The sequence below is a fragment of the Rhodococcus sp. 1R11 genome, from assembly GCF_004563845.1.
GTDB lineage: Bacteria > Actinomycetota > Actinomycetes > Mycobacteriales > Mycobacteriaceae > Rhodococcoides.
Map to the genome: position 1 here is coordinate 1 of NZ_SPNG01000002.1, position 26,306 is coordinate 26,306.

At 65.3% G+C, this 26,306-nt stretch carries 20 protein-coding genes and 1 pseudogene; 2 read left to right on the top strand and 19 right to left on the bottom strand.

Annotation, left to right across the window (positions count from 1 at the left end; genetic code table 11):
* Window positions 1-416: 416 nt before the first annotated feature.
* The 17 genes from E4P29_RS03265 to E4P29_RS03345 form a co-directional block, all read right to left on the bottom strand.
* Window positions 417-1,955, bottom strand: coding sequence for a pentapeptide repeat-containing protein (locus E4P29_RS03265; protein ID WP_135041941.1), 1,539 nt, complete (start codon window positions 1,953-1,955; stop codon window positions 417-419).
* A 64-nt stretch (window positions 1,956-2,019) separates the two neighbouring features.
* Entirely contained in the window at window positions 2,020-2,625 is a 606-nt protein-coding gene (locus E4P29_RS03270) for a hypothetical protein (protein ID WP_135041943.1), read from the bottom strand.
* 4 nt (window positions 2,626-2,629) lie between these two features.
* Entirely contained in the window at window positions 2,630-4,402 is a 1,773-nt protein-coding gene (locus E4P29_RS03275; protein ID WP_135041945.1) for a TraM recognition domain-containing protein, read from the bottom strand.
* A gap of 85 nt (window positions 4,403-4,487) precedes the next feature.
* Window positions 4,488-5,369 carry a hypothetical protein gene (locus tag E4P29_RS03280; protein ID WP_135041947.1) on the bottom strand — a complete coding sequence of 294 codons (882 nt, stop codon included), beginning with the start codon at window positions 5,367-5,369 and terminating at the stop codon, window positions 4,488-4,490.
* The gene (locus E4P29_RS03285; protein WP_135041949.1) at window positions 5,366-5,578 is read right to left on the bottom strand and encodes a hypothetical protein; all 213 of its coding nucleotides are present in this window, start codon (window positions 5,576-5,578) and stop codon (window positions 5,366-5,368) included. Before E4P29_RS03285 ends, E4P29_RS03280 begins: the two co-directional genes overlap by 4 nt.
* Window positions 5,575-7,089, bottom strand: a complete 1,515-nt coding sequence (locus tag E4P29_RS03290) for an ATP/GTP-binding protein (RefSeq protein WP_135041951.1) — start codon at window positions 7,087-7,089, stop codon at window positions 5,575-5,577. Before E4P29_RS03290 ends, E4P29_RS03285 begins: the two co-directional genes overlap by 4 nt.
* A 43-nt stretch (window positions 7,090-7,132) precedes the next feature.
* Window positions 7,133-8,707 carry a hypothetical protein gene (locus E4P29_RS03295; RefSeq protein WP_135041953.1) on the bottom strand — a complete coding sequence of 525 codons (1,575 nt, stop codon included), beginning with the start codon at window positions 8,705-8,707 and terminating at the stop codon, window positions 7,133-7,135.
* A gap of 97 nt (window positions 8,708-8,804) precedes the next feature.
* Complete coding sequence (locus E4P29_RS03300) at window positions 8,805-11,072, bottom strand: hypothetical protein (RefSeq protein WP_135041955.1); 2,268 nt, start codon at window positions 11,070-11,072, stop codon at window positions 8,805-8,807.
* Between the two features lie 35 nt (window positions 11,073-11,107).
* A complete protein-coding gene (locus E4P29_RS03305) occupies window positions 11,108-11,851 on the bottom strand; it encodes a hypothetical protein (RefSeq protein WP_094619218.1) in 744 nt (247 codons plus the stop codon).
* Window positions 11,852-11,906: 55 nt separating this feature from the next.
* Complete coding sequence (locus tag E4P29_RS03310; RefSeq protein ID WP_245154139.1) at window positions 11,907-12,320, bottom strand: hypothetical protein; 414 nt, start codon at window positions 12,318-12,320, stop codon at window positions 11,907-11,909.
* 68 nt (window positions 12,321-12,388) lie between these two features.
* The gene (locus E4P29_RS03315; RefSeq protein ID WP_135041957.1) at window positions 12,389-13,846 is read right to left on the bottom strand and encodes a ParA family protein; all 1,458 of its coding nucleotides are present in this window, start codon (window positions 13,844-13,846) and stop codon (window positions 12,389-12,391) included.
* 53 nt (window positions 13,847-13,899) lie between these two features.
* Window positions 13,900-14,514 (bottom strand): hypothetical protein, encoded by a 615-nt coding sequence (locus E4P29_RS03320; RefSeq protein ID WP_135041959.1) that lies wholly within the window; start codon window positions 14,512-14,514, stop codon window positions 13,900-13,902.
* A complete protein-coding gene (locus tag E4P29_RS03325; RefSeq protein ID WP_135041961.1) occupies window positions 14,511-15,161 on the bottom strand; it encodes a hypothetical protein in 651 nt (216 codons plus the stop codon). Before E4P29_RS03325 ends, E4P29_RS03320 begins: the two co-directional genes overlap by 4 nt.
* Before the next feature lie 55 nt (window positions 15,162-15,216).
* Window positions 15,217-16,848: a peptidoglycan DD-metalloendopeptidase family protein gene (locus E4P29_RS03330; RefSeq protein WP_167735365.1), complete on the bottom strand. Its 1,632-nt coding sequence runs from the start codon at window positions 16,846-16,848 to the stop codon at window positions 15,217-15,219.
* Between the two features lie 84 nt (window positions 16,849-16,932).
* Window positions 16,933-19,086, bottom strand: coding sequence for a cutinase family protein (locus E4P29_RS03335; RefSeq protein ID WP_135041963.1), 2,154 nt, complete (start codon window positions 19,084-19,086; stop codon window positions 16,933-16,935).
* Between the two features lie 3 nt (window positions 19,087-19,089).
* On the bottom strand, window positions 19,090-19,758 hold the full coding sequence (locus E4P29_RS03340) for a hypothetical protein (protein WP_245154140.1): 669 nt from the start codon (window positions 19,756-19,758) through the stop codon (window positions 19,090-19,092).
* Between the two features lie 45 nt (window positions 19,759-19,803).
* Window positions 19,804-21,129 carry a hypothetical protein gene (locus tag E4P29_RS03345; RefSeq protein ID WP_245154141.1) on the bottom strand — a complete coding sequence of 442 codons (1,326 nt, stop codon included), beginning with the start codon at window positions 21,127-21,129 and terminating at the stop codon, window positions 19,804-19,806.
* Between the two features lie 1,169 nt (window positions 21,130-22,298).
* Between E4P29_RS03345 and E4P29_RS03350 the strand changes: the two genes are divergently transcribed.
* Complete coding sequence (locus tag E4P29_RS03350; protein ID WP_094634011.1) at window positions 22,299-22,751, top strand: helix-turn-helix transcriptional regulator; 453 nt, start codon at window positions 22,299-22,301, stop codon at window positions 22,749-22,751.
* Window positions 22,752-22,845: 94 nt separating this feature from the next.
* Here the strand turns inward: E4P29_RS03350 and E4P29_RS03355 are convergent, their stop codons facing one another.
* Together E4P29_RS03355 and E4P29_RS03360 are read right to left on the bottom strand one after the other, a co-directional pair.
* Window positions 22,846-23,850, bottom strand: coding sequence for a GAF domain-containing protein (locus tag E4P29_RS03355; RefSeq protein ID WP_135041965.1), 1,005 nt, complete (start codon window positions 23,848-23,850; stop codon window positions 22,846-22,848).
* Window positions 23,851-23,902: 52 nt separating this feature from the next.
* Window positions 23,903-24,718: an SDR family NAD(P)-dependent oxidoreductase gene (locus E4P29_RS03360; protein WP_135041967.1), complete on the bottom strand. Its 816-nt coding sequence runs from the start codon at window positions 24,716-24,718 to the stop codon at window positions 23,903-23,905.
* 204 nt (window positions 24,719-24,922) lie between these two features.
* Here E4P29_RS03360 and E4P29_RS03365 point away from each other — a divergent pair.
* Window positions 24,923-26,112, top strand: a pseudogene (locus E4P29_RS03365) (integrase).
* Window positions 26,113-26,306 lie beyond the last annotated feature (194 nt).

Below are 26,306 nucleotides of genomic sequence, written 5' to 3' on the forward strand. Positions count from 1 at the left end.
GTGCGTTCTACGCGGCCTTCCGACCAATCGGTGGTCGCCGCGACGTCAATCCGGGATTGAACAGTAGCCAATGTGTGGATCAGTGAGCCGGAGTCGAATTGTCTCAAGTACTCAGTCCGACGTGCGTGGTCCATTGCGATCAGTCCGGCGTGATCTGAGATCACTGGAAACATCGGGGCGGACGGTAGTTCGAGGGTCGGGGTACTGGACGGCGTGATGAGGGGTGTTTTCTTCGCAAGTCGTGCGTCTCGGCGTCGATCCTTGGTCGTCTTACCCGTGCGCGGCTTACCTCGATTTGTCACAAAGACCCCCATGCTGCGTGCCACACCCTCCGCGCGGCCCGTCTCTGCCCTTCAGTATCTCGGAACTGGCGACAGCGGGTGGAACAACGAACAAGCCGGTCTTTCGAGGTGAGCTCACCTGCCTGGTGGTCCCGCTTGTGGTGGCCACTGACGGGGCAGCACCGTGATTGGCTGCGTCTTATCAGTGTTTCTGGTCCAATCGAAGTCCACATTTGCGAACACTTGGGGGTTCTCAAACGTTGTTTGACTCTCGAATCGTGCATTTGCAAAGCCGATTTGCTTGCCAACAAACTCTGTTTGGTTGAATGACGTCTGATAGCTGCTGGCGAAAAGAGTATTATGAAAGCTCGTGAGCCCACGATCGAACAGAGCCTCGTTGAACGAGGTTTGTCCCGTCCTGAACTCTGCATTGGAAAAATAGGTGCGCTCCCCGGTAAAGTCGACGCCGTGAAACGAGACGTCCTCTCCGGTGAAGAAAGTGCCTTTAAAGCTTAACACCTTGCATTGAAATCTGGCCCTGGCGAAATCAGTGCTCTGACCCGAAAAAATTGATTTGTGGAACGAGGCATTCTCTTCGCCGTCGAATGTCGCCTCGGTGAACCAGGTGTTCTCGCTTGAAAATTCGATGTCCGTAAATTTTGTGAACTTAGTCCGGAATCGCGTGGATATGAACGTTGCAACGTTTCCAAGGAATTTGCAATATCCGAATTCGACGGAGGTGCCTGTGAAGGTTGTGTTATCAAAATTTGTTTCCACTCCGAGGAACTTTGTGCGCAAAAATTCAGTGCGAACGCTTCCCGAACCATCTCCGAAAATAGCTGATTCAAAGTTTGTTCGACCACTGTGAAATTCGGCGTCGCTGAAAACCGTGTTAGCATCGAATTTAGAATTTGAGAACCTGGTGGAGGATCCGTGGAAGTGTGCTCGCTCGAAGGTTACTGGTTTACGAAATATTGCACCTGAGAAGTCGCAGTCCAGAAAATATGCGCCGCTGAAATCGAAGTCAAGCTCACTCCAACTGCGGGGCAGTCGGTCATCGTCTTCGATCGGCTGCAAGTGAGCGGCGAGAACGCGAACGATGCTCTGCCGTACCGCGAGGTCGTCCTGTCTGTAGGAATATCGCTCTTCGACTACACGGTCTGAGAGTGTGAACCGCACGATTGTGCCGGTCTGATTGCCGGCACCTTGCTGCGGTACGTATGGCGTTCGGAGGTAGCTGCACAGCACATTGATGCACGCTTGCGCCTCGGTGACCGCAGGAGTTGGTCGGCGCAACCAGTCTTCGGCCAGAGCTTCCATCGCGTAGATTCCGGCGGTTCGGACGGCAGCAGACGGATCTGACAGTTGACTAGCGATCGTGGTGAACCGGTCTCTGAGGCCCCGTACGACTTCCAGCGCATAGGAGGTTTCGAAGTGCTCTCGCTCCTGCGTGCGGGTGTGCTTGCCGGTGCGATACACGAGGTAGCCGGACGCCAGAACGCCTGCTCCGGCAATGAGTGTTGCCAATGGCTGTGTGAGCCACCCCCCGGAAGACTGGTCGAGGAGGTCCTTCAGCTCGCTGACGGTGACTGTGATCGAAGAGTCAATGGGTGTAGTCGTTGTGTCCGAAGACAGAGCCGCCCAAAGTTGCGTAGAAATAGCGCTCAGGTGCATCGGACGATCTTGCCCTGCGCGCGGGGCCGCGTCTGCGCAGATTGTTCGTTTTCGCTCGGCGAAACTATCTGATGAGGCGGTAGGTCTCGGTGTGCTCGTCGTATTCCCACCGTGCGTCGTTGATGATGACGGCGGTGAAGTCGTCGGCGGGATCTTCTGCGACAGCACGGTCGGTGTCGATCAGGTCGATGACGTCCTCCATCGTTAGTTCCGATGGGGTAGCGGCGGCAGCATCGTCGTCCGAGGTCGGCTCGGTCGGTGCGTCGTCGCGCTCGTCGATGTCGGTGGCGATGAATTCGGAGAAGTCGTCGGCGACGGCCGGCGTCGGCGGGGTGAAGCCGCACGAGTGAGGGGTGCACTGCTCGAAGTCGGTGATCGACTTCATCCGGTGCACCATCGGCCAGAGAACTTGGTAGTGCCACGCTGAGGGCCCGCCGTGATAGGCGTTCTTGCCCTGTTGGTACGCCTCACGGCGCGCGAACATCGCTGCGGTCAGCTCTTCGACCACCGGGCCGTGCTTGAACCAGCACGGAGGAATGGTGCGGCCGAGCTCGTAGCGGTCGCGTAGCCATTCCACCCAGGTACCGAGCTCGACCCACAGTCGGGCGGCGCTGTCCTTGTCCAGGTACGGCCAGTCGATCGAGCCGGGGGTGTACGACGGGAGTGCCATGACGTCAGCTCTCCTCGTGCCCGGTAGCGCAGTACTCGTCGAACGCCTTCTGATTCGCCTTCACACGGGCGGCGAGCACGGGAACGTCCCAGACGGAGGGAACGTGCAGCTTGATCGGTTTGGCCTCCCGGTAGCGCAGCAATGCTTGATCGGCGGGCATCCGGGCGATGTCGCTGCCGGCCATCACCGGGACTGACCGGGGCCCGGCCATTCTGGACGCGCTCATGTATTCATCGCGCATCCCCAAGCCCTTCGAGATCGTCGCTAGTTCGTCGGCGTCGCCGAGACCGGTCAGATACAGGCGAGTTGGGGAGTCGTTGGACAGTTGCTGGCCGGCGAGGTGGCCCCATCGTTGTTCGTTCTGCAGCCGGGAGTGCACTCCTGCCCATATCTGGATTCCGCGGCCACCGGAGTCGGTGATGAGCGAGGGCATGTTCGGGATCGCTGCGACGTTGTTCATCTCGTCGAGCACCATGCGCAGCGGCGGGTCGATCTTGTCGTCGGGCTGAGTCAGGCCGTGGGTCTTCGCCACGTGATAGAGCTCGGCCGAGAGCACGGTGGTCATCGCGGCCGCCGACGCACTGCCACCCTCGGAGATGAGATAGATGGTGTTGCGGCCTTCGGTGATCAGGGAACGCAGATCCGCCGATTCGCTGAGCGGGACATTGAGTGAGCGCATCAGCTTCGGCGACGCCAACGGCTCGAGCAGGCGTGTGCAGGCACCGATCATGTCGTCAGAGGAATCGGCTTTCGATTCCAGCGCCTGACTCAGGTCTGCATCCCAGTCCGGCAGATCCCTCGACAGAACCTCGTGCACGGGCTTGACGTTGCGCGAGGCAGCCCATACCCGCAGTGTGACCAGATCCTTATCCAATACCGCTGCGGCATATAGGTAACCGCGCATGAGCATCGCGGCTTTGCCGTTCCAGTAGCTCGCATTCGAGGTGCCGTCCATCGGCATGGCCTGCACCAACGCCGCGGCGCGCCGCATGGCCACCTCGGGGTCGTCGCAGCCGTCGAGAATCGACCACTGCATCTTGTTCGGATACACCGTCAGTCCGTCCGGATCGAACACCTCGACCCTGCCCACAGTCGCGCGCTCGGCCCACGTCGCGCGCAGAAGGTCACCGCGGGTCGAGGTGGCCACCACCGGCCCGATCGCCTCGACGACCGCCTTGTAGAACATGCGCCAGGTCTTACCGGATCCGGTAGGGCCTTCGACCAGCACACCGTCCCGGTACTGCAGAAACACCCCTTGTTTCTTGTCGTCGTACAGCGTCCCGATGCGCGTGGTCTCCGCTGCTGCCTCGATCCGTCGGACCGGGACGTCGGAGAGTGAGAGCCGGGTGGCTTTGGCCTTCTTCACCGCGCTCTTCTCGTCGATCCCGACAGTTGCGAGCGCCGCTCGGTCGGCGAATCCGTTCGCACGCACCCGCCGAGATGCTTTGCGGGCCATGTTCTTCGCCGACACGACCGCTCCGAGCAGGATGCATGCGGCCGCGATGATGCCGATGCACAGCCAGGTCAGGATCGGGCCGCCCGGCTGTGAGTCGGCCGGCCACGCCGACGCGGGGTCGGATGGGTTGCTGAACAGGCCTACCACCACGGGGGTCACCCCGTAGATGCCGGCGGGCAGTGCGGGACCGGTGCCGGCGAGCAGCCCGGACAGGTAGCCGCCGCCGACCACGGAAGCGAGTGCACCGGCGACGAAACCGACGACGGGGCCGGTGCCGTAGGGCAGTACCGGGGGAGTGGGGCGAGCTTCTGGGGTGGTCATCGAATGTCCCGATCCTGTTTTGGGAGTGTGTGAATGGTGAAGTGCTGCGTTCGACGTCGGTGAGGTGCGATGTAGCCCCGGGCGGTCATCGGGGCCCGCGCTCGGTCGGGTCGGGCCGCGGAGCAGGCGCGGGCAGGTATCTGCGGACCACGTCGCTTCCGGCGACGGGAGTGGGGGAGGGTGTTGATCGTCGATGTAGTACGGCCGAGCAGAGGGTGTCGAGCTCGCCGTCGAGGCGCGTGATGGGCGCGATGTCTCGTCGCGGGTCCAGTGCGGCGATGTTGGCGCGCAGTTCGACAATGCGGGTGTAGCGGGCGACTGCGGCGCGGTCACTGTCGCTGATGTCGGCGCTGTGGTCGACCTGGATGCAGCCCCGTTCGGTCGTTGGTGCGATGTCGCCGCCGAACCGGTAGGCCAGGACCCCGGCCACCCGCTCCGCATCGTCGCTGCCGTAGAACCCTATCGATGTTCTGGTGTGCGGCAACGGTTCCGGCCGCATGCTGCACAGGCGAACCTCCACCGTCTCGGGGTCGTCGACCCGTGATGGATGCACAGGTGATGCGACGGCGTTGCTCAGCGTGGAGATCTCGGCTGTCAGAGCAGCGGGCAGCGGCAACCTCGCCCGTCTCACCCCAAGGCTGTATTCGTCGAGAATCGCCAGAGCGCAGGCTGTCTCGGCTACCGAGCCCGTCACGGACACTTCGTCCCACGCGCAGAACATGCCCTTCGATGCCGAATCGACCGACGCCGTATCGCACTCAAAGACGGTGAAGTCGAGTGAGACCAATGTGGCCCAGGACTGCGCGGCGTGCGTCAGAGCGAATGCCGTTGCTGCCGAACGAGAGCGGAACAAGCGGCCTACGGTGGTACTGCCCGCAGCGTCGAGGGTCGTCACGTCCAGACCTATCAGGGTCGAGTTGTTCGCCGTCGGGTGCGAGAGCGCCGCACGGTGTGAGTGGTCGGTCATCGAGACGTCCCCACCGGTGCCGCCTGTTCGTGGGCGGTCTCGAGGTCGGAACGCCCGCGCTGCTGTCTCGTGTGTGAGATCGTCGTCGCGATCTGGTCGAGGGTGACGACGGCCCACAAGATCGCGAGGGGTACGAGGAACGGGGCGAGCCCGTCCCACGTATACGCGAAGCCGCCGCTGTCGATGATGGCTTCGGGGTGTCCTCTCATGCTGCTGCTCCTTTGATCACTTCGTCGGTGTCGGTGAGTGCGATTTCCAGATCCGAGCGCACGTGTTCCATCAGGATCGGGTCGGCGTTGCCGTATTTGACCAGGCAGTGGCCCTTGGCGAGGGACATGATGATTTCGGTCGACCCCGGCGGCAGGTGGTACATGCGTGCGGTTTCTTCGGCGTCCTCGACCCGGTCCTGCCCGTAGAGGAAGACGATGCCGGCTTCTTTCATCAGCGCCCGCGCCGGCGAATCGACGGGCAGGTCGGAGATGTGGTGGAACGCCGAGACGGTCGACAGTCCCAGACCGCGCGAGAGCTTCATGTTCTCGCGGAAGACCTTTCCGGTGGAGCCGTCGGCGACGTGCCAGCCTTCCTCGACCAGCAACAGGGTCTGCATGTGCCGGGCGGACCGGGAGGCGAGCACGTTCGCCAACCAGGTGTTGATCACGGTCATGATCACCCGCAGGGCCGGACCCTTGTTCGGCAACGCCGACACATCGAAGTGCACGAACGGGTGATCGAGAGCCGCGCGGACCTCCGGTGAGGTCGCGCCGTCGACGAGGCCCTTGAGGTCACCCAGGCACAGCTCCCGCAGCGCCAGACCGGGATTGAGACCCCAACGCCGCGATTCCTGCGCCCACTGCTCACCGAACGCTGCACCGCTGCCGGCGGACGGGTCGAGAAGCTCGTCGGCGAGTTCCATCAGGATCGGTTCGCGGTTTTCCCGGGCGGCGCGGTCGTTGACCACTTGCAGGGCGAGCCCGAGCGCGGCTTTCTCTGTCTCGACCAGGGGCCGGCCCATCGTGTCCTCGATGACCGCCCCGACGAGCGCTTCCTGACCTGCGGGGGCGACTCCGTCGGTGCGTTCGACGCCGGTGGCGATCGCGGGGTCGAGCAGGTTGATGCGCATTCCTGTTGTGCCGGTGCGGAATCGGATCGAACCAGCGCTCACCGCATCTGCGATCCCGCTGTATTCGCCGCCCTTGTTGCCCTGGCGTTTCTTGTCGATCACCACGACCTGCCGGTTCGGGAGTGCGAGTTGGCGCAGGCACATCGCGGTCTTGATGAGCGAGGACTTGGCCTTGCCGATGTCTCCGATGACGGCGATGTTGATGTTCTCGATTTCCGACCCGTAGAGGGCGTAGGGGTCGGTGATCACTCCGGATTGGCTGATCTTGTTCAGCCCGGTCAGCAGGCCCTCGTGACGCACCGAGCGGCGCATCGTGGCCAGGTTCAGCGCTTCGCCCTGCCGGGTGGTCGTCCACGCGCCCTCGACGCGGATCTCGTACCAGCCCCACCGGTCGAGCCACTTCTTCCGCGTCGGCGGGTGCCGGCGGGTGGTGATCATGCCGGCGGACTGTGCCGCGGCGAGGGTGGCGGCCGTGTCGGCCTGCGCGGCCAGATCGGGGCCGGTGCGCTTGCTTCGCCGGGTCAGCGAGAAGCGGCGGGCGGTGCGCGGTTTGGCGGCGTGGCCACGGCGTCGGTCCTGCTTGTTGTCGGTACTGTTCATCGTCTCTCGCCTCGTTCTGTGGTCGGCAGACTCTGGGTTCGGTTCATCGGGAGCGGGTCCATTTGGTGGCCGCGAGTCCGCGGCCGAGGGGCAAGGTGACGAATGCGGCGACGTCGTGGCGGTTGTCCTGCCACTCGATCTCGCCGATACCGCAGTCGTCGGCGGCCTGTTCGACGCGTGTGCACGCCCGCAGGGCGTCGTCTTCGTCGTGGCCGGTGACCGAGACGGCGAGGGTGTAGATCATTCCGTGGTGCCCGGTGCCGGGCATGAGATCTTCACGGCGACGGGAGGATTCGCTGATCGCGACCTCCGATGCACCGTCGGTGATCTTTCCCTTGCGCTCTTCGGTGATCTGACGGGCCTTGTCCTGGGTGACGTCCTTCTTGGTCGCAGCGCGGGCCTTGGATGCCTCGACGAAGTCCATTCGCGCGGTCACCGTTCGGATGGTCGGTGCTGCGGGGATCTCGTCGTCGCCGGCGTCGGGTTCGACTCCGGTGAGCAGGGTTGCCAGCCACAGCGGGCCGACCTCGACCGGTTCGATGGCGCGGGTGGGGATGATGCCGACCCGGGTGTGCCATGTGCCGGCGACCTCGACCGATTCGTCCCGTCCGACGTAGGAGGGCCAGCAGTTGTCCCACCGGACGCCCCTGTGGGCGTCGAGGGGGTAGCTGGGGTCCTGGAATGCCCGCAGGACCGCGCAGGCGCGCTGTTCGCCGTAGACCTCCACTCGGCCCATTCCGGCGCGCTCGAGGGCGCTGACGGCGCGGGCGGTGTCATCGCGGATGACCTGGGCGATACCGCCGAACAGTGGGGCGTCCTTGCGTCGGGCGATGCGCGCGGCTTCGGCGAGGAACGAGGCCGACTTCGGGAAGATCAGCACCGCGTAGGAGCGGTGCTCTTCGGAGTACGGGCTCATCCGGTCGATCAGCTGTCCGTAGGACCGGATCGCCGGAACCACGGCCATGTCGGGGTCGCCGGCCGCTATCTGTTCGGCGACCCAGTTCTCGTGCGGGACCATGTCGGCGGGGACGCTGCGGTGCAGCAGTTCCAGGCCGCGGACGAACGAGGACCGTTTGGCGAACCCGGCGAGTACTCGCCCGAACGCCGCCGAGGTGACCGCCCACGCGTCGTCGCCGCGCAGGCCTTCGGCCAGGCCCTGTTTCGCGATGAGAACGGAGTAGTAGTCGTTGTCGCCCGGGGTGCGGTGTTCGAGGATGAACATGTCGTCGAGGCCCGTTCCGGCCAGGTCGACCGGTTCGGTGCGGTACAGCGGAACCGGGATCGTCCACCCCGGATCGAGGGCGGGGTCGCCGTAGTGCGGATCGGAAGGTGAGACCCAGACGTGCTCGCCTCTCTTGCGGCGCTGCCGGTTTCGGATCGCTTTGACCTTGCGGGCCGCGTAGGACTCGTGCAGGCCGAAATCGAGTGTCGCGCCGAGAACGCCGCCGATCAGGACGGCGTCGATCGCCAACGTCCACGTCGACTGCCCGACCATGAACAGCAGATACAGGGCGACCACCAGTGTGGCTGCCCATGCGGCGACGACCGGCTCGGGGAACGGGAGCACTCCCCGGCGCGCGGTCTGGCGGCCGAGAATCGCCGACCGTGGCCCGCTCACCGCCGCGCCCCCCGCCGCGCGGTCGGCGTTGCGTGCGGACCGAACCAGCCGATGTCAGCCGTGGCGGTCATGGTCTCTCCGTTCGTGTTGTGTGACATCAGTTATCGCTGTCGGGGTGTTCGGGTGCGCTCTGTGCGGCCGCTCCGGCTTTGTTCATCGCGGCCCCGGCCGAGGCGAGGGCGATCGGAGCGACGACGGTCGCGGCACCTGCGGCCATTCCTGCTGTCTTTCCGGCGGCGGCGAGCAGCCTCGATTCCGAGCCACCTGCTTTCGCGTCGCCGTGGCCACCGCCTTTGCCTGGTAGACCGCCGGACTTCGATGCGGTCTGGCCGCTCTGCTGACCGGCGTGGGTGCTCGATGCCGACGAGCCGCCACCCGGCCGGGAACCGCCGCCGCCACCACCGCCGCCGCCACCGACGCGGCCGGGTGCATCGGCGACACCGGCATTGCGCGAGGCCGCGCTCCCCCCGCCCCCGGTTCCTCCTCCGCCGCCGCCGGCGCGCATCTGATACATTCCGGCGCTCGATCCGATCATCTGACCCGTCGCCGACCCGCTACTGCCGAAGTCGGCGGAATCGGAGGCACTCGGCAGGATCGGAGACCACTTGAGCAGGGCGAACGGGGCCAGTCCGATCATCACCAGGCACACGGCAATCGAGCCGAGGTCCCCGAGGGATTCGAGCTCACCGTCGTCCGCGACCGCTCCGGACGCGGAGATGTTGATGGCCGCGAAGATCGCGGCGAGCAGGACGAATAGCAGAGGCTTGGACAACACGATGCCCAGGAACACCATCACCGGGCGAAGGGCCTTCTTGCGCCAGGTCGGATGCACCCACATGCCGAAGGCGATCGCCGAGACCACGCCCAGGATCGGCAGGGCGTTCGCGTGCATCAAGAACCCGAAGAACAGCGACAACGCGCCGAGGAACATCAGCCCGAACCCGACGATGGCACCGACGGCACCGCCGATCAGGGTGGTGTCGGTCAACGGGCCCAGGACCGAGGAGATGTTGTCGACCACTTCGTCGGTGGAGCTGCCGAGCAGTGAGACCAGACTGACCGAGAGCTCGTGTGCGAGCGAGATCAACAGCTGCGCGAACGAGGGCGCGAACAGCATCATCATCACCCCGGCCGGGGCGTAGGCGAACAGGTCTTTGGCCAGCTCCATAGCGGGTCTGCTGCCGTCGCAGGATTTGTAGATCGCCAGCAGCACCATCAGCGCCATGACGAAGATGCCCAGACCCGTCGACATCGCGTAGACCTTGAGAAATTCGGGGTCGGTGGGGTTGAACTCACCGACACCGGCGAGTCCATGCAGGACCGATGTGGTGGTGCCGACGGCGGCGCTCTTGAGCTTGTTGGCCCAGGAGTCGATGACGTCGGAAGGGTCTTTGACGAAGGCGACGATGTCGCCGACCGTGCCGACGGTGTTGTCCCATACCCAAGAGAACCCGTCGACGTACATCTTGCCGACCTTGTACTGCGGGGTCGCCTTGAACGCCGACTCGAGGGTCTCACTCAGACGGTCACTGAAGCTGGTGTTCTGATCGATCCAGTTCATGGTGCCGCCGAACAGTTTTCCGACCCTGGTGTTCCATTCTCGGCAGGTCACCTCGTCGTCGCGGTCGGTTGCCTTGCTGCAGTTGACGTACATCGCGTGCATGCACAGCGATCCGGGCACGCCGTCGGCGCACGCGTCGGTCCAGGCCTGCTCGGGAACCTGGTCGGCGTTGGGCTGCGCCTTCATCTCGGCGAGCGAGGCCGCATCGGGAGTCGAAGCCCACTCGAAGCCCCAGGTGCTCGAGGTCTTGGTCGTCCACCGAGCGAGATCCTGTGCGCAGGTCGGGGCCGGCGGTGCCATCGAGGCATCGCCGGCGGGATAGACCGGCGGGTAGAACGATTCGAGCACCGCATCGTCGGTGATGGACAGCGCGGCCTTGCGGTTCTGCTCGACCCCGAGATCGACACCGGTGGTCTGCGAGCCGACCGCGCCGGCATCGATGAGGACACCGATCAGGACCGGGTCCTTGCGCACGGACACCGCGGCGGTCCACCGGGCGATGCGGTCGTTCTCGGTGGCCGTCCAGTACAGCAGGCGGCCTTCGTTGCTCATCACCGATCCGACGTACTGGCCCATGTCGCCGCCCTTGTCCTTGCAGGGCCCGGTGAACCACGGTGCTGCTTTGAACTCGTCGGTACCTGCGATGTACTTGCGGAGATCCGCAGGAAAGGTCTCGGGCAGCTTCTTCGCCGTCGTGGTCGCGGTCGATCCGCCACCGGGAACCGGTGCCGGAACAGCCTCGGGCTGCGCGGCCGCGGGCCACGCGAACCCGACGGCCGCGATGACCGCCACCGCGATCGTCAACAGAATCCTTCGCCACATCGCAGGCCGACCCTTCATCAGTTGACGTAGAAGGCGTAGAAGCCGTCCGCGGCCTGCTTGGCGAGGGAGGACTCATCGGCGGGGAACTGTGCTTCCTCGAGGGTGGGGCCGGACTTGTAGCTCCAGTCCTTGGCCTTCCAGTCGTCGTTCTCCCACACCATCGTCACGGTGGTGGTGGAGTAGATGGCCAAGATGCCGACTTTGTCGCTGTCCTGGCTGACCCGGCTCTGGCTCACTCCCATGCCCCAGACCGACACCGTCGCCGAATCCTGCGAGAAGTTCTCCACTGTGACGATCATCGGCACGCCGTTGACCGTGCCGCGCCCGGTCTCCTGGCGCTCGGACGAGACGTCGAGGACCTCTGTCAACGCCGGTGTCGGTTCTGCGGCTACGGCAACGTCTTTGAGGCGCTGAGCATCGATGCGACCTGCGTAGGCTTGGCCGTTGGCTTGGGTGAAGTTCACCGCGGCGGTCTGGGCGCCCGCTTGATCGCGGGTGTAGCCGGCAGGGACGCCGTCGATGGTGGTGGTCGGGCCGTGCGCGGCGCGGATCGCGTCGGCTCCGTCATCGGTGGAGCTCTCGCTTCCCCCGGATGTCAACACGACCACGGCAATCACGACGACGAACGCCACGGCGGCGGCGATCATTGCCAGTACCCACTTGGGCAGCCCGAACAGGCCCGATCCGGGCGAGCCGGACGCCGATCCCGTCGCGCTGGTGGTCGAGCCGGTGCTGCCGACTGCGGAGAAATCTCGTGCCATGTCAGTTCTTCTTTCTCATCGAATAGGGCGGAGCAGGAATGGTTCTCGTACCGGGTCAGCCGGGATTGGCGACGAACATGATCGCGCCGACGATGACGCCGCCGATGGCCAGAGCGCCGACCGCGACCCCGGCGACTTTCGCCTCGCCCATCGAATCGCTCATCTCCGCGCCGTAACCGCCGGCTTTCGCGGCGCGCATCTTGTACAGCGCGACAAGCAGTTTCACCGACGCACCGGCGAGCAGAACACCCCAGATCGAGGCGGCGACCCGCGCCCACACGTTCTGGAAGGCAGGGCCGAGGAACTCGAACGACGGCTTGATGCCGTTGATCGGGTTGAAGTCCTGGGCGGAGGCGGGGCCGGCGAAGACGACCGCGAGGGTGAGTGCGGCGGCGGTCATCGCTGCGGCCTTCCCTGCGCGACGAGCGAGGGTGCGGCCCCGGATCGGTGTGGGAGTCGGTGTGGTCATCGGTGGCGTCCTTTCACTGCAAACAATCAGTGGGGCAACAGAATCGGGTAGGGCAACGGGTTCGGTGGTCATCGGAACGGGTCCTCTCGGGGTGGTTGGTCTCGGGGTGGGACGGCTCGCGGCCGCCACTGCCCGCGGGGCGGCGGCCGGTCGTAGTCCTCGCCGTCGTCGTAGCTCTGCGGAGCGGGCTGCGGTATCGAGTGCGGGGGTATCGAGTGCGGGGGTATCGAGTACGGGCGACGTGCCGGGCGGCGCTCGGCCTGCGAGGGACGCGTGAACTCCTGCGGGGCATACGCATCGGCGTACTCGGCGGTCCGCTCGTACGCGCGATCGGCGAGCCGGTCGGCGATCTCCGCGGCCACGTTGGTGTACGCCTCGACGGTGGCTCGGTTCAGCTCGTGATAGTGGATTCGCTCGCCGCTGGCGAACTTCGGCTCGTACGGCATCCGCATGATGCGTCCGACCCCGCCGATGGCCTCGAGCTCCTTCTCGAGCCAGCCCTCGAGCCGCAGTGCTGTATCGACGGAGTCCTTGTCGCCGGGCAGGACGACGGTCAGGATCAGTGCCGAGCGCACCAGGTGCTCGTAGCCGCGGGCGATGATGCCGTCGAGCATGTTCATCGTCAGGATTGCCATGTCGCGGCGCAGCGGAAGCGGGATGACCAGGATGTCGGAATGCTGCACTGCCCACTGCCAATTGCTGGCGGTGGCGTTGTTACCGGTGTCGACGATGATCAGGTCACGGTGACGGCGCAGCACAGCCATGAGCGCGGCGCATTCGTCCCACCCGATACCGCTCTGGCGGCTCGTCGAGCTGTCGGAGGCCAACACCTCGTCGTGGGTGGGTTGTAGGCGCAGGTAGTGCCCCAGGGTGCCCGAGACCGCGTCGGCGGAGGCCAGCGCGCGGGCATTCTCGAGGATGTCCCACGGTCCGAGTTCGGGGTCGGTGGTGCGGTCCGCGCGATGGCCGAGAGTTCCGGAGTTCTCGCACGCATCCCAGGCAACGACTCCCCGGCCGCGGTGAGTCCCGAAGGTGTTCGCCAGCGCCGTGGTGGTGGAAGTCTTGCCGGCGTCGCCCTTGAGGCCGATGACCGAGACGACCATGCATCCCGGGAGCGGCTGCTGGACCCGTCGCACCGACTGCCGGAACCGGGCTTCGGCGGAATCGGGTAGAGGTGGGCGGGTCAACCCCAACGCGGCGTTGACCCGGCCGCGTAGTCCCCAGAGGGCGGGGCGCTTGTCGAGATCGGCGGTCTCGGAGTCGAAGTCGCGGCCGCCGTACTCGGCAGGGACGTCGATAACAGGTTCTTCGTTGGCGGCTAACGCATCCTGACCCACTTGGTAGGGGTCGGCGAACACCTCGTCGCCCGTGAGCTCGGTGGCCTGCGGCTCGCCGTCATCGTCGGTGGGTTCGGGGGCAGCAGGCTCGGGGTCGCTCTGGCGGCGCAGGCGTTGCTTGCGGAGGTCGACGGCGGTTTCGGCTTCGTAGTTCTCGCGGTGCTCGCTGTACGGGTCAGGAATGCTCATCGGAGTTCCTTTCGGGGAGGGGGCGGATCCGGGGTGTGCTGCGCGGTCATCGGTCACAGTTGTTGCATCGCATCGACTTTCCAGCGGCCGTCGTCGCCGACGACGAGGACGGCGACCTGGACGGTGTCGACGCCGGCGACCGAGCCGTCGGCGGCGATCGCGGTCTGCTCGACCTGGTACATCCGGTGCACAGCGCTCGCGGTGTCGACCGCGCCCTGGTTGGGCACGTTGGACACCGTCGGCCAGACCTGGGCGTCGACCGCGGCCCATTCGAGCCACTGACCGCCCGGGCTCCCGGTGGGGGTGGTGGCGAGGATCTGCTCACGGAAGCGGTCGGTCAGAGCGGCCCCGGTACGGGCGGCGGCGTCGTTCGGGCCGTCGTCGACGGCGGTGTTCCAGGTGAACCATGTGGTGACCACCGCATCGGCGACCGCGACAGGATCGCTGTCGTCGACGCCGGCCAGGGTGTCCGGTACCTGGGCGGGGGTGGTGGCCGGCGGGCGGTTCTGGGTGGCGCTGGGGGCCGCGCCGGGGGTCCACTGCCGCGCCGGTGCACCTGCGGTGGTGGTGGGCGACGGTGCGGCGGTGTCGGTGGACGAGCAACCCGCGGCCAGGCCGACCGCGACCAGGAGGGCGGCGGCGATGGCGGCCTTGCGTGCGGCGGTCACGACGGGTCCTCGTCGACGAACAGGTCCGAGAGCCGGATCGCTTGCCAGGCCTGGAATCCGGTTTCCTCGCACCAGTCGATTGCGCGGTTGTCGTCGGTGATGTCGAGTTCGAGGGAGACCCCGTGGCTGGCTGCGACGCCCGCCAGTGCCGTTCCGTCGACGTGGGGGTTGCTGATGTGGAGCAGCAGGCGCACCGCGTCGACGCCGGCGTCTTCGCGGGCTTTGCCGGCGAGGAAGATCGCCTTGCCGGCCGCGGAGTCGTCCGCGGAGGTCTGGTTGCCTTTGCGGAACACCGAGTCGTTGCGGTGGAAGGTGCCGTACCAGGCGGCGTCGTCGACCGGTCCGAGAATGGCGAAGCTGCCGCGATCGTCGCCCGCGGCGAACAGCTCGATCAGCGGTGCATTCTCTGCGGCGGCGGCGATTTCGTTCTTGCGGGTGATCGCTTCACTCTCGCGGAGCTCGTCGTAGTCGATGTCGAGCTGTTTGACGAGTTCGCGTTTGATCTTCGGCCACATCGAGCGTGCGAACAGGTTGTTCTCCTTCGCCCACGCCCGCAGGTCCGCGCTGGTGTAGTCGCGCAGGGTGTCGGCGGCCGAGTGCACTGCGGCCGCTGCTTGCTCCCATTCGGTTGCTGCCGAAACGGTCATCTTGGGGTTCTGCCTTTCATCGGTGGACGGGTAGGGCGGGCATTCAAGCGTGTTGTCAGACAAAGCGTTTGGCTTTCAGTCCGGACGCGGGCGGGGTCCAGGGCGAGATCTTCACGACGTCTCCGGACTGGGGAGCTTCGACGACGGTGTTCGCGCCGATCCAGATGAAGATGTGTCCGGAGTGGGGTTGGATGATGTCGCCCGGTCGCAGGTCGGCGGGGTTGGCGATGGTCGTTCCGCGGGAGTCGGTGATCTGGGCCGAATCGAGGTGCGGGAGCACGATGCGGCCCGCGGTGGCCTGGGCGACGGCGTATTTGACCAGACCGGAGCAGTCGAAGCCGACTTTGGCGAAGTCTCCGTACATATCGGCGACCCCGCCGTCTCGGGTGCCGACGGTCGGTCCGTGCTCGTCGCCTCCGCCCCAGGCGTAGGGGGTGCCGAGCCACCGGGTTGCGGCGTCGACGACCGCCGATCCGGACGAGGGGCCGCCGGGAACGATCGCCGCGACCGGTGCGGTGAACTCCTCGATCGCGAACTTGCGGATGTTGGTGATGTAGCCCTGGGATTCACTGTTGGCGCAGGTGTGGCCCTGGGAGAGAGTGGCACCGGGGCCGCAGTTGTACATCGACAGCGCCAGATCGACGACGTCGCCGGTCAGTCGCCCGTCTGCGAGGCCCTTCTTCGACAGCTCGACCATCTTGCAGTCGTAGGAGGCCATCGACATCACCGCGTCCGCGACCGAGTTCATCTCCCGCTTGCCGTCGCCGTCTCCGTCGACGCCTTCCTGCTCCCAGGTGGCGGGCAGGAACTGTCCCGGCCCGGTGGCACCGGACCGGACGTTGTAGGCGGTGACGTCGAACTTGCTCTCTTGTTTGAACTGCCCGGCGATGAGCGGTGCGGTGATCTCCGGGCAGGTGGCCGCTGCTCGGTTGATCCAGGGCTCGAATTCGGGTGGGACACTGCCTGGTTTGAGGTCGGAGCCGCCGATCGCGGGGCGGGCGCATCCGGCCCCGCCGATCGGGCGGACCGAGGCGGCATTGACGATCGCCGGGGACGAGGCAGCCGCGGTGTCCGGGGTCGTAGGTGCGGCTGGTGTGGGTTCGGCGGCAGCGGCTAGCCAGGGTTGCGGGTCGGTCGGTGTTCCTGCGCCGTCGGGCAGTCGCCCGCCCTGCCAGACCTCGAAATGCAGGTGTGGGCCGGTCGATCCGCCTTCGTTGCCGATGCCGGCGATGTGTTGGCCGGCGGTGACCTGATCGCCCTTTTTCACGGTGATCGTGTCGGCGCTCATGTGGCCGTAGACGGTGGACAGTCGCTGGCTGTCGATGGTGGTGTCGATGATGACCCAGTTGCCGAACCCCGCTGCCGGACCGGCTTCGGCGACGGTTCCCGAGGTCGCCGCGTAGATCGGGGTACCCAAGGGCCCGGCGAAGTCGACGCCGCGGTGCATCGTGCCCCACCGAGGACCGAAACCGGAGGTGATCTCGTAGGTTCCGGCCAGCACGGGTTGGGTCTTGTTTCCCGGTCCCGGTGCCACCTGCCCGGACACCGGGGCCGTGGGCAGGCAGTCGTCGACCTTCTTGGGGTTGTCGCTGCCCAGCACCACGCCGCCGACCAGCGCGACCAGAGCCGCGATGACCGCGGCCCCGGCCTTCATGCCGGTCTTGGTGGAGCTGGACTGCGTGCCCATTGCCGAATGTCCTTCATCTGGTGGTGAAAATGCGGTGTGAATATGCGGTGTTGTGTTCTGGCAGAACAGGTGTCGGTGCCGGAGTCAGCCTCCGATTGCGTCGGTGTAGATCTCGACCATTTCCTGCAGGGCGGTGCGCTTGCCGTCGACGAGCCACTGGCCGTAGGACTCGTGCACCCGCGAGCCCAGGAAGCTCGCTGCGGTCACCCCGGCGTCGACGACCTGCCCCAGCGCTGCGGCGTCCGGGGACGTGACCGTCGCCAAGGCCGAATTTCCCAGTCCGACAAGGTCGCTGCTCTGGGCTTGTGTGCTCATCAGCGCGGTCATCGCATCCGTGGGTGCGTGCAGTTGGTCGGCGGACATCTTCTGGCTCGGCATCAGGACCCCGAGCGCGACGTTGGCGAGATCGATTCCGATGGGCAGCAATTGACCGAGAACGAGGAGGTTTCCGGTTTCGACGACCTGCCATGCGACCTCTTGGAGCTGGCCGACGTCGCGGGCGAGGCGGATGACGTCGACGTTCGCCAGCAGACCCGCCACCATCGATGTCGCGGCCGCGGTGCCGGACGGGTCCGGAATCAGGCTGATCAACCGTGCGATCGAGGACAGGTCGACACCGGCAGCCATCTTCACCAGCGGAGAGAGCTGATTGTTCAGCTCACCCGACACTCGGTGCGCTTCTTTGATGTTGCCCGAGAGCAAGAATCCGGGGAGGGCTTGCAGGTTCGCCGCGACGCCGTTGTAGTCGACCGACGTCACACCGGTCACCACGCCGAGAACCTGGTTGATGATCGTGACCGGCTTGATGGCGGACAGAACCGATGTCGCGGTCGCCAGCTGATCGGCCGGGGTGCTGGCCAGCGGAGACACGCTCGTGCTCAACGTCTGCGCGGGGCCGGACAAGGCCGCGTACGTGCTCGCAGCATCGGTGGGAGCCGCGACGGCCGCGGACGGGGCCGACCCGCTCAGAGCCGATGCCCCCGACAGGACGCTGCTCGCCAAGCTCACGACCTGGTCGGCGGCACCGACGATCTTCGGGATGTCGATCTGATCGAGCGCGTCGACGACTCCGCTGGTCGCTGCTTCCGGTGACCCTTCGGCCGCGGTGCGCAGGCCCTCGCGTGCGGAGGGGTTCGCTGCCATCCACGACTGTGTCTGGGCGACCGGTGCGAACGTGCCGGACAGAAGCTTGGCCTGCTGGCCGATCGCGGCGATGTCGAGAGCCGACGAGGTCGAGGTCGGAGCGCCGGCGGTCTGCAGCTTGTCCACCGACGCTGCCAGCGAGGACGCGGCACCGGGTGCGGCGGAGAGGTCGGCGAATCCGTAGTCGGAGGTGACTGCGTCCAGGAACGACGACGCACCTGCACCTACACCTGCGCCGGTGGCTGTCGCGGCTCCGGGGGTCAACGACGTCGACGGAGTGGGGTTGGGGGTGCTTTCGGTGGCGCTGGTCGAGGTGGGCTGCGTCGATGTCGCGGTGGACTGGCCTGTTGCGGTGGCTGTGGGCGCGCCGGTGCCGGGTGTGACGGTGGCTCCGGCTGCTGTTTCGACGGTGCCGGGTGGGTTGGCGAGGATGCGACCGAGCGAGGCCAGGAAGGAGTTCGAGGACGTTTCGGTGTTGCAATACTTGTCGTCGGGGTGGCAGATGTCGAAGACCTTCCCCGACAGGGCACCGAATCCGCGGGCGTCGGGTCCTCCGATTCCCTGACCGGCGAGGGTGGGACCGACGACCTTCGCACCTGCGGTGCCGCGCTTGGGGTTGGCCAACAGTGCGACCGCCAGTACCGAGGCCGGCGGAGTGGGTCCGGACCCGGTCCCGATATCGACCGCGACGTCGTTGGCGATCTGAGCGCCCTGGGAGTAGCCGCCGATGACGAATTTCGAGCCGGGGCAGCGAGTGAGGGCGTCGACCGTGGCCCGATCGCCTTCGGTCTTGGAGGTCGCGTACGTCATGCCCGACTGGAGGAACGCCTGTGCCGGGTAGGAGGGGTAGACGACCTGGATCTGAGATCCGTAGCGGCGCTGCAACTCCTGGCCGACTTGTCCGAGCATCCCGGCCGGTTTGGTGGGGTCGGCATCGGCGCGGGTCTCGGTGGTTCCCGGTGCCAGGACCGCCACGTATCGCGCGCACGGCGACCCGGTTGCGGGTGCGGCGGAGGCGACCGGGACCACGAGGACGAGTCCGGTGGCCACGGTGGCGGTCAGGGCGGCGAGTCGGACGGAGACGGCACTGCGCATGGTCTATTCCCCTACTTCGGTGATCGATTCGATGAGATGACGCCCGTCGACCACGGAGGTGGTGACGCGCTGGGTTCGGTACTTCGGGCCGGGTGTCCCGTCGGGTTGAACGAGACTGACGGTGAGGGTGAACAGCCCTGGCAGAACCGGATCGAGGTCGAGGCAGTACGTCGAGCCGACCGGAGTCGCGGCGATACCTGCATCGAGGTTCGCCACGCTGGTGAACAGCGGGGCGGCCGGGGAGATGAGCTCGAACGCGGCAGCGCCGGACCGTTCGACGTACAGGCGGTGCTCGAATGCCCTGATGGCGTTCTCGCCGCTGTCCTGCCCGCCCGCGGGCATAGAGCAATCACCCTGCGCGGACTCGGCAGGAGCAGACGTCGGTGAGCTCTCGCTGGGAGCTGAGGTGTCGGTGGACGTCGACGGCGCGGAGGTGATCAGTGCATCGGCCGGTAGTGGGTCCTGCGCGGGCTCCGGGTCGTCACCGGTGGCCACGATGACGCCGGTGACGACCGCGGCGACCGTGACAGCAGCGCCGCCGAACAGCAGGGCTGCTCGACGACGACTGCGGCCACGGGATCCGGATGCGGCGCGCGGTGGTTGTGGACGTCTCGGTGACCGGCTCGGGCCGGTGGCGCTGACGATCGACGAACCGTGGTGCTCACGCGCCATGAGGGTGAATCCTTTGGGGGAGAGGTGAATCCGGGGAGAGAGCGGTCACGCAGGGGCGAAGGCGGCGTTCAATCCTGCGAGCGCGGCGTTGGCCTGGTCGATGATCGGTGCGGCTGCGGTGTTGACCGCCGCGACGGTGTCGGCGACGGCAGGCTGCTCGAGGGCCTTCGAGGTGAACCCCTGTGCTGCTTCGACGGCCGGTGCGGTCCACACCGACGCGTCGCTGACGGCCTTGTCGACGAGCGGTGCCGCGTTCTGGACTGCGGTGTCGGCGGCCGCGAGAACCTGGCGGCCGTTCGGGTCAGCGGCGAGAGTGTCGCGAACCTGCCCGGGTAGATCGACCGTCGCGGCCGGCGGGATCTCTGGAACGCTGTCGGCGGCAGGGGGAACCACCGCGGGTGCGGGGGCCGGCTCTTCGATGATCTGTTGTTCGCCGCCGAGAACGGTGGCACCGAGGACACCGCCGATGGCAGCGCCAGCACCGGTCAGACCCAACACGATCGGTGCCGACAGGGCAGCGCCGACGCCGGCACCGGCGAGTGCGGCCGCACCGGGAACGAAGATGTACCCCACCGGTCCGGCCCAGATGACCGCGGGTGTGGCTGCGGTCGTTGCCGCAAGTCCGAGCGCGCCACCGATAGCGGCACCGGTGCCGGTGATCACTGCGGCCGGGGCCACCGATGCAGCCAGGCCGACAGCGCCACCGGTGATGACACCGGTTGCGGTACCGGCCGCGATGCGGTCGGCACGAGGTGCATCGGCGAAACCGTTGTCCACGAGCCAGTTACCACCGTCGGCTTGGATTGCCTGGGTGGTGTTGTTGAACTGCTCGACAAAATTGCGGTCCACGATGTTCGGGTCGTACGGAACGAGTTCACCGCCGACGAGGAAATAACCGTCAGGTGCGTCGATCGGGGCGATGACCTTGCGCTGCACCGTCGGGACCGGCGGCGGGGGCGGCGGAGTCGCCTGCAATGCCGGGGGTGCTTCACTCGGGGCGGCCTGCGGAGCAGGAGCTTCGTAGTAGGTGTTCTGGTAGTACGAGGACTGCTGGTTACCGGCCAGGTAGTCGTCGTAGCTACGCGACGGGGTCTGCCGGACCTGTGGTGAGGGCTGGTAGCCGGGTAGGTACTGGCGTTCTGCCGGTGCGGCCGGCGGCGGGGTGGCCGGAGCCGTTTGCGGTGTGCCGGTGACGCCCGGCTGCGATTCCTGCGGGGCAATAACGCCCGGCTGCGAGGGTGCGGCCTGCGCGGGAGCGGCCTGCATGGTCAGGCCGGCGATCGTCACCGCGGCCATGGCGGGCAGCGATTTGATCACCCGCCCTCGCGTGTTGGATGAGCGGTGGTGTCCGGTGCCCGGTGTTGCTGGCATTGTGTGTCGATCCCTTCCTGGTGCGACCCGGTGTTGCTGGCATTGTGTGTCGATCCCTTCCTGGTGCGACCCGGCGATCGGGTCGTTCTGGTGAATGCGATTGCGGAGCAACCGTTCTGGCGACAATTGGTTCTAGATCAAGTGAGTAGAGACAGTGGATGGGTGCGTGCGATCCATAGGTTGTGGGCCAGTCGCACGCACCCATCACGTGCTAGAGGCTCAGAGCCAGCCGAAGACCACCGACCAGAACCAAGGCTGCTGAAAAAGCCACATCGGGTATCGGAATCCTTTCTGTGAGAACGGGTGTGAGTTCGAGGGGCGATGTCCCGGCGGGGCCGCGCAGCGCTGAACATGATGAAATGCGCTCACTGCGCGACCCTCGCGCCGGTCCACCGTTCGAGCTACAGGACGTCGGGGGAGCTCCTGTAGCTCACGAGCGGGACTATCAGCAGAAGCCCACTCGGGTCGGGTTGCAGTCCGAACTGCGAGGTCTACGGCTCACTAAAAGGAATGGACCGATCAGTGCACAACGTGGATGGACCCCACTCGGCTAGCAGGGCTCCGTCGTCACCGATGTACTGGTGGCGACCGGAATGCCCGTGGTCGAGCGAGCATGCAATCAAGTCGCCATGTGTCCGATTCACGACGATTGACGCGCAAAACTGTCTCTGTGCGAGGAAATTTGACTTCATCGCATCCCGTGCGGCACTCACCGTGGTCCACCCCCACACCCTCGGCGAAAGTGGCAATGTCGGTCGAATGCACTTGTCGTCGCGCCCCGTCCGTGTTGGCCCAACACTGAACTTCGAAGCTGCCCAATTCTGGGCTTAGCGGTCGACGGCAATGGTGGAGCGGAAAGGGTGAGCGACATGAACATGTGGAACTCCCGACAGGAATAATCGGACGGAATCTGTGAGCAAACCGTCCTGATGTCCCGCGCTACAAGCGGTGCCGAGAGCGACAAGCACCGAGGAATCCCTTTTGGGCGCGCAACAGGACTGTAGAACAGGTTTGGTGCACCGCGCAATTGGTTGAAGGTTGTGGAACTCGGAACGGGCAAGCGCATAGAAGCAACGTTAGCGCGCAACTATAAAACTAACAAGACGTCGAGGATGACGTGGATCAAGGAAGATGAAGCTGTCATGGAAGGTCGATAGAGAGTGGGGACAGTGCCGCGAAGCGGGGTTCGTGGATTTCGGGCCGATCGGTTGCGCGAGCTTCGGGTACGCGCTGGGTTCAGTGCTGACGACCTTGCGGCGACTGTGGGCGCGACTAGGCAAGCGGTATCCACCTGGGAAACGGGGCGTTCAACGCCGCCGCCAGCGACGCTTGGTCGAATCGCGAATGCCCTGCACACGTCGGTCGCAGCCCTAGTTCCGATCCCGGAGTCTCAGCTTAAATTGTCAGACTTGAGGGTGCATGCGGCGCTTTCCCAGGGCGACGCGGCGCGGATGTTGGGGATGTCGGCCACTGTTCTCGCCGACATCGAGCGGGGGCGGAAGCCTGAGACGGAGGAGCGCATCGAGTCGCTTGCGGAAGCGTATGGGGTATCCACCCGAACGGTGGCAGCTGCATGGAGTCGAACTCGCGATGCGCGCACGACACGCGCGCAGTCCTTATAAAAAACGCAACTATTAAACGTAGGTTCGGTGCAGGCGCTGCGATCGACCTGGGTCCGCAATAGTCTCCGTGGATCCGCATGGATCCGCGAGATCTTTACTCTTCACGCAATTCGGTCAGAGTGACAAGTCCGGCCGTGGTGTGCTGATCAAGCGAGACCAAAACCGCGTTGACTTTCATTGGCTTCCAATGTCCGTCGAGAGTTCTGAATCGAAGCACGCCGTTAGTGCGTTCGCGTGCGAGTGCATTCGACATTTGCTTCGCAATTGGTACGTCGTCCGGATGAATGGCCGGTACCGGTTCGTCGGGAAGGTTTTCCCAGCAAATATTCGGTGCAGGTTCAGAGTTGTACCAGCGCAACAAGTTCAGAGTCCTGAGGTTGACCAGTGCGCGGTACTCGCCCTCCTTGGTTGACGCCTCCAGGACGCGATGCTCGAGTATCGTGGGTGGGGGAGCGATATTGATTTCCCCTGCGGGGCCGATGTCATGCGTGATGCCCCTCAGGATTATTTCGGTGCCCGCAGCCTGGTCTTCGGCGATCATCCGGCACGAGAAGTGCGCGGCCCGAAGTTCGCCGTCGTCCCGCCTCACTGTCCAAACTGCTTGATGGGTAGTGCCGGGTGCTGACTGCACGATCTTGGCCATAGCTTCGCTCTCGTCACGGTTGGTGACAAGTCGGGTGAACGCTCCCGCGAGTGCACGCTGGGTCTCGCGCTCATCTTGTGGAACGCGGTACAAATCGAGTAAATCGTCGCTACCGCTCGCTGTGCTCCTCGTGAGGTTGAACTGCCACGCCCCGGCGGCGTCTCGTGCAGGTGGAGTCTCATCGCGCCGGCCGAGCCACACCCATGCCCCGTGCGTACGGCCCGCAAACGTTCGCAGTGGTTCGGCCAGTACTCGCCTGCAACGGTCCTTGGACAGTCGATCCACCATGGTTCCTGTGGAAAGCATGTCCGCCACCGCGACTACCGCTTCTTCGTGGCTGGCGGAGCTACGGAGAACTTTACGAGGTGGAACAAAGGATTTGGGCGAAGACCCAACTCCGATCACGGACGGCTCCGTGTTTCCGAACGTCTCGATCAGGATCCAGTTATCCGACATTATTGACCGACCCCCGCAGGTCTGGTGAGTGGTTTCTGTTGATGACGACTTGTTAGGTCCGCCGCAGTGCTTGGAGCGAAGGCAGCAGTCGTTGGTAATGAGGGCCAAGCACGCGCGTGGTCGCGGCGACGAGACGGGCGTCATTACCTATTGTCACTTGCGATTTTCCCTTCCACGCAGCCGCAATGATCCTTTGGGCGGCCACTTCAGGAGTGGTTCGGGCTATGCGGCTGTCGAAGAAATCGGCAGTCCGCGCTTGATCAACGCCCGGTGCCGCCCGTGCCGTCCGCGCGATCGACGTTTTGAGTCCACCAGGAATCACGCATGTCGCACGCGCGGTTCGTGACGCCAGCCGCAGTTCTTGATTGAGGGCCTCGGTGAAGCCTCGAACGGCAAATTTGGAAGAGTTGTACGCCGAGTACCCGGGTGCGGACATGAAGCCGAATGCGGACGACACGTTGACGATTCGGCCTCGACGTGACTTCAAGATGTCCGGCATGAAGATGCGAGAACTGTTCACGACGCTCTCAAAGTTGGTTGCCATCACGAGATCGAAGTCAGCTGGGGGAGTATCGATGACATCGCCGGTATAGAGGATGCCTGCGACGTTGAACACCGCATCGATACCGCCTAGTACTGAGCGTGAAGTCGCTGCCCATGAGTCCATTTCAGTTCGATCAGCTACATCTAGATGGGTCACATGTGCGACATCGGTGGTCGACGAACACTGTGACTGCACGTCTATGAGGGCATCAAAGTTTTTGTCCGCGAGGGAAAGGGACCAGTTCAAACGCGCCAGCTGCAGGGCGACCTCACGGCCCACTCCCGAACCCGCGCCGGTGACCACTGCTTTCCATTCCCCTGGCATCTGCCCTTCGCCTCCCACGCTTCCGTGCCATCGGTAACTAGGCACCGTAACGACTTCATGCCCCTTGCGCTAGCAACCAGCTGGTCTGTATTGGTGTTTGTTTTGCAGCCGTAAATTGCATTTTCCGCACCGTATAGGGCGAAACGCCAGCTCAGCACAGTTTTGCGCTGCAGGCGTGTCGGTGACCTGCGCTAGGCTGCCGATATGGACTTCCGACCAGGCCGAACACCTGCCGTGACCAACGTTGCGGGCACCGCCGACGCTGGCAGGTCGGTCGCGGTCGAGCCGGAGATCCCACCCGCCGTCGCCAAGCGGATCGCGAGTGCCGTGCACTCCTCCCGGTCCGAGGGAACCCGCAAGACCTACGCCGCGGCGTGGAGACGCTTCACCACCTGGTGCGAGACGAATGGTCACGTGACGCTACCGGCGCACCCGATCACCGTCGCCGCCTACCTCGTCGACGCCGCCGACACCCGAAACGAAACAGGGGAGCGGGCATATGCCGTCGCCACCTTCGGCACGTGGATAGCGGCGATCAATCATCAGCACCGCACAACAGGCCATCTGTCTCCGACTGCCCACGAACTCGTCGCCGCCACCCTGTCGGGAATCCGGGCGGGAGTATGCCCTGGCTGGGGACCGACCCCGCACCCCGCGAGCCCCGCTACTGGTCGAAGACATCAAACTCCTCGTCGGGACCTCCCGAGAACGGTGCCGCGGATGGGCGGACGAAGTCCTCGAGCGCCGTGATTCCGCCATCCTGTTGCTGGGGTTCGCCGGAGCGTACCGCCGGAGCGTACCGCCGTAGCGAGCTGTCGGAGATGGTCTGTGGAGACGTCGCTGTGCATCGACACGACGGTCTGCACATCCGACTGCGGAAGTCGAAGACCGACCAAGAGGGCAGGGGAGCGATGAAGGCACTGCCGTACACAGACTCTTGCGAGACCTGCCCACCCTGCGCGTACGTCCGATGGGTTCAGGTCGTCGCTGCGTTCGACCTCGGCGGCAGGCCATCAGTGATCCGGCTACTCCGCAATCGCGAACCGTTCGACGCGCACGTGTGCAGTGAGGGGTTACCTCGTACCGCCGCTCGCGCGCCGCTGTTTCGCGCAATCGCCAAAAACGGAAACCTCGGTGCCAAGCCGCTGTCCGGAGCAGCGATCCACCAGACCATCCGCCGGCGGGCGCACCACGCCGGCTTCGACCCAACCGCGCTCGCCAAGCTGGGCGGGCATTCCCTGCGCGCCGGCTTCGTCACCCAAGGCACCCGCAACGGAGCCGACGGATCCGCCATCGCCCGGCAGACAGGCCACGCCAGCCTCGACTCTGTCGAGGTCTATCGCCGCGAGCACGCGCCTCTCCTTGGCAACGCTGTCAACGAGATCGGGCTGTGACGGGTCAACTGAGCAGAGACGCGTTTGGATACGATTGTGCAACAACGGTTCTGAGTTAGACGTCGTTCGGACCGAATGCGCAGACTCCGTTACCTTAACGCCGTCTGCGGTTGACTTCGTCGACTGACCGTGGTTTCGATGAACGCGAGAACGGTGCCGATTTTCGGAAATGGGCTAGCATGTGGCAATGCTGA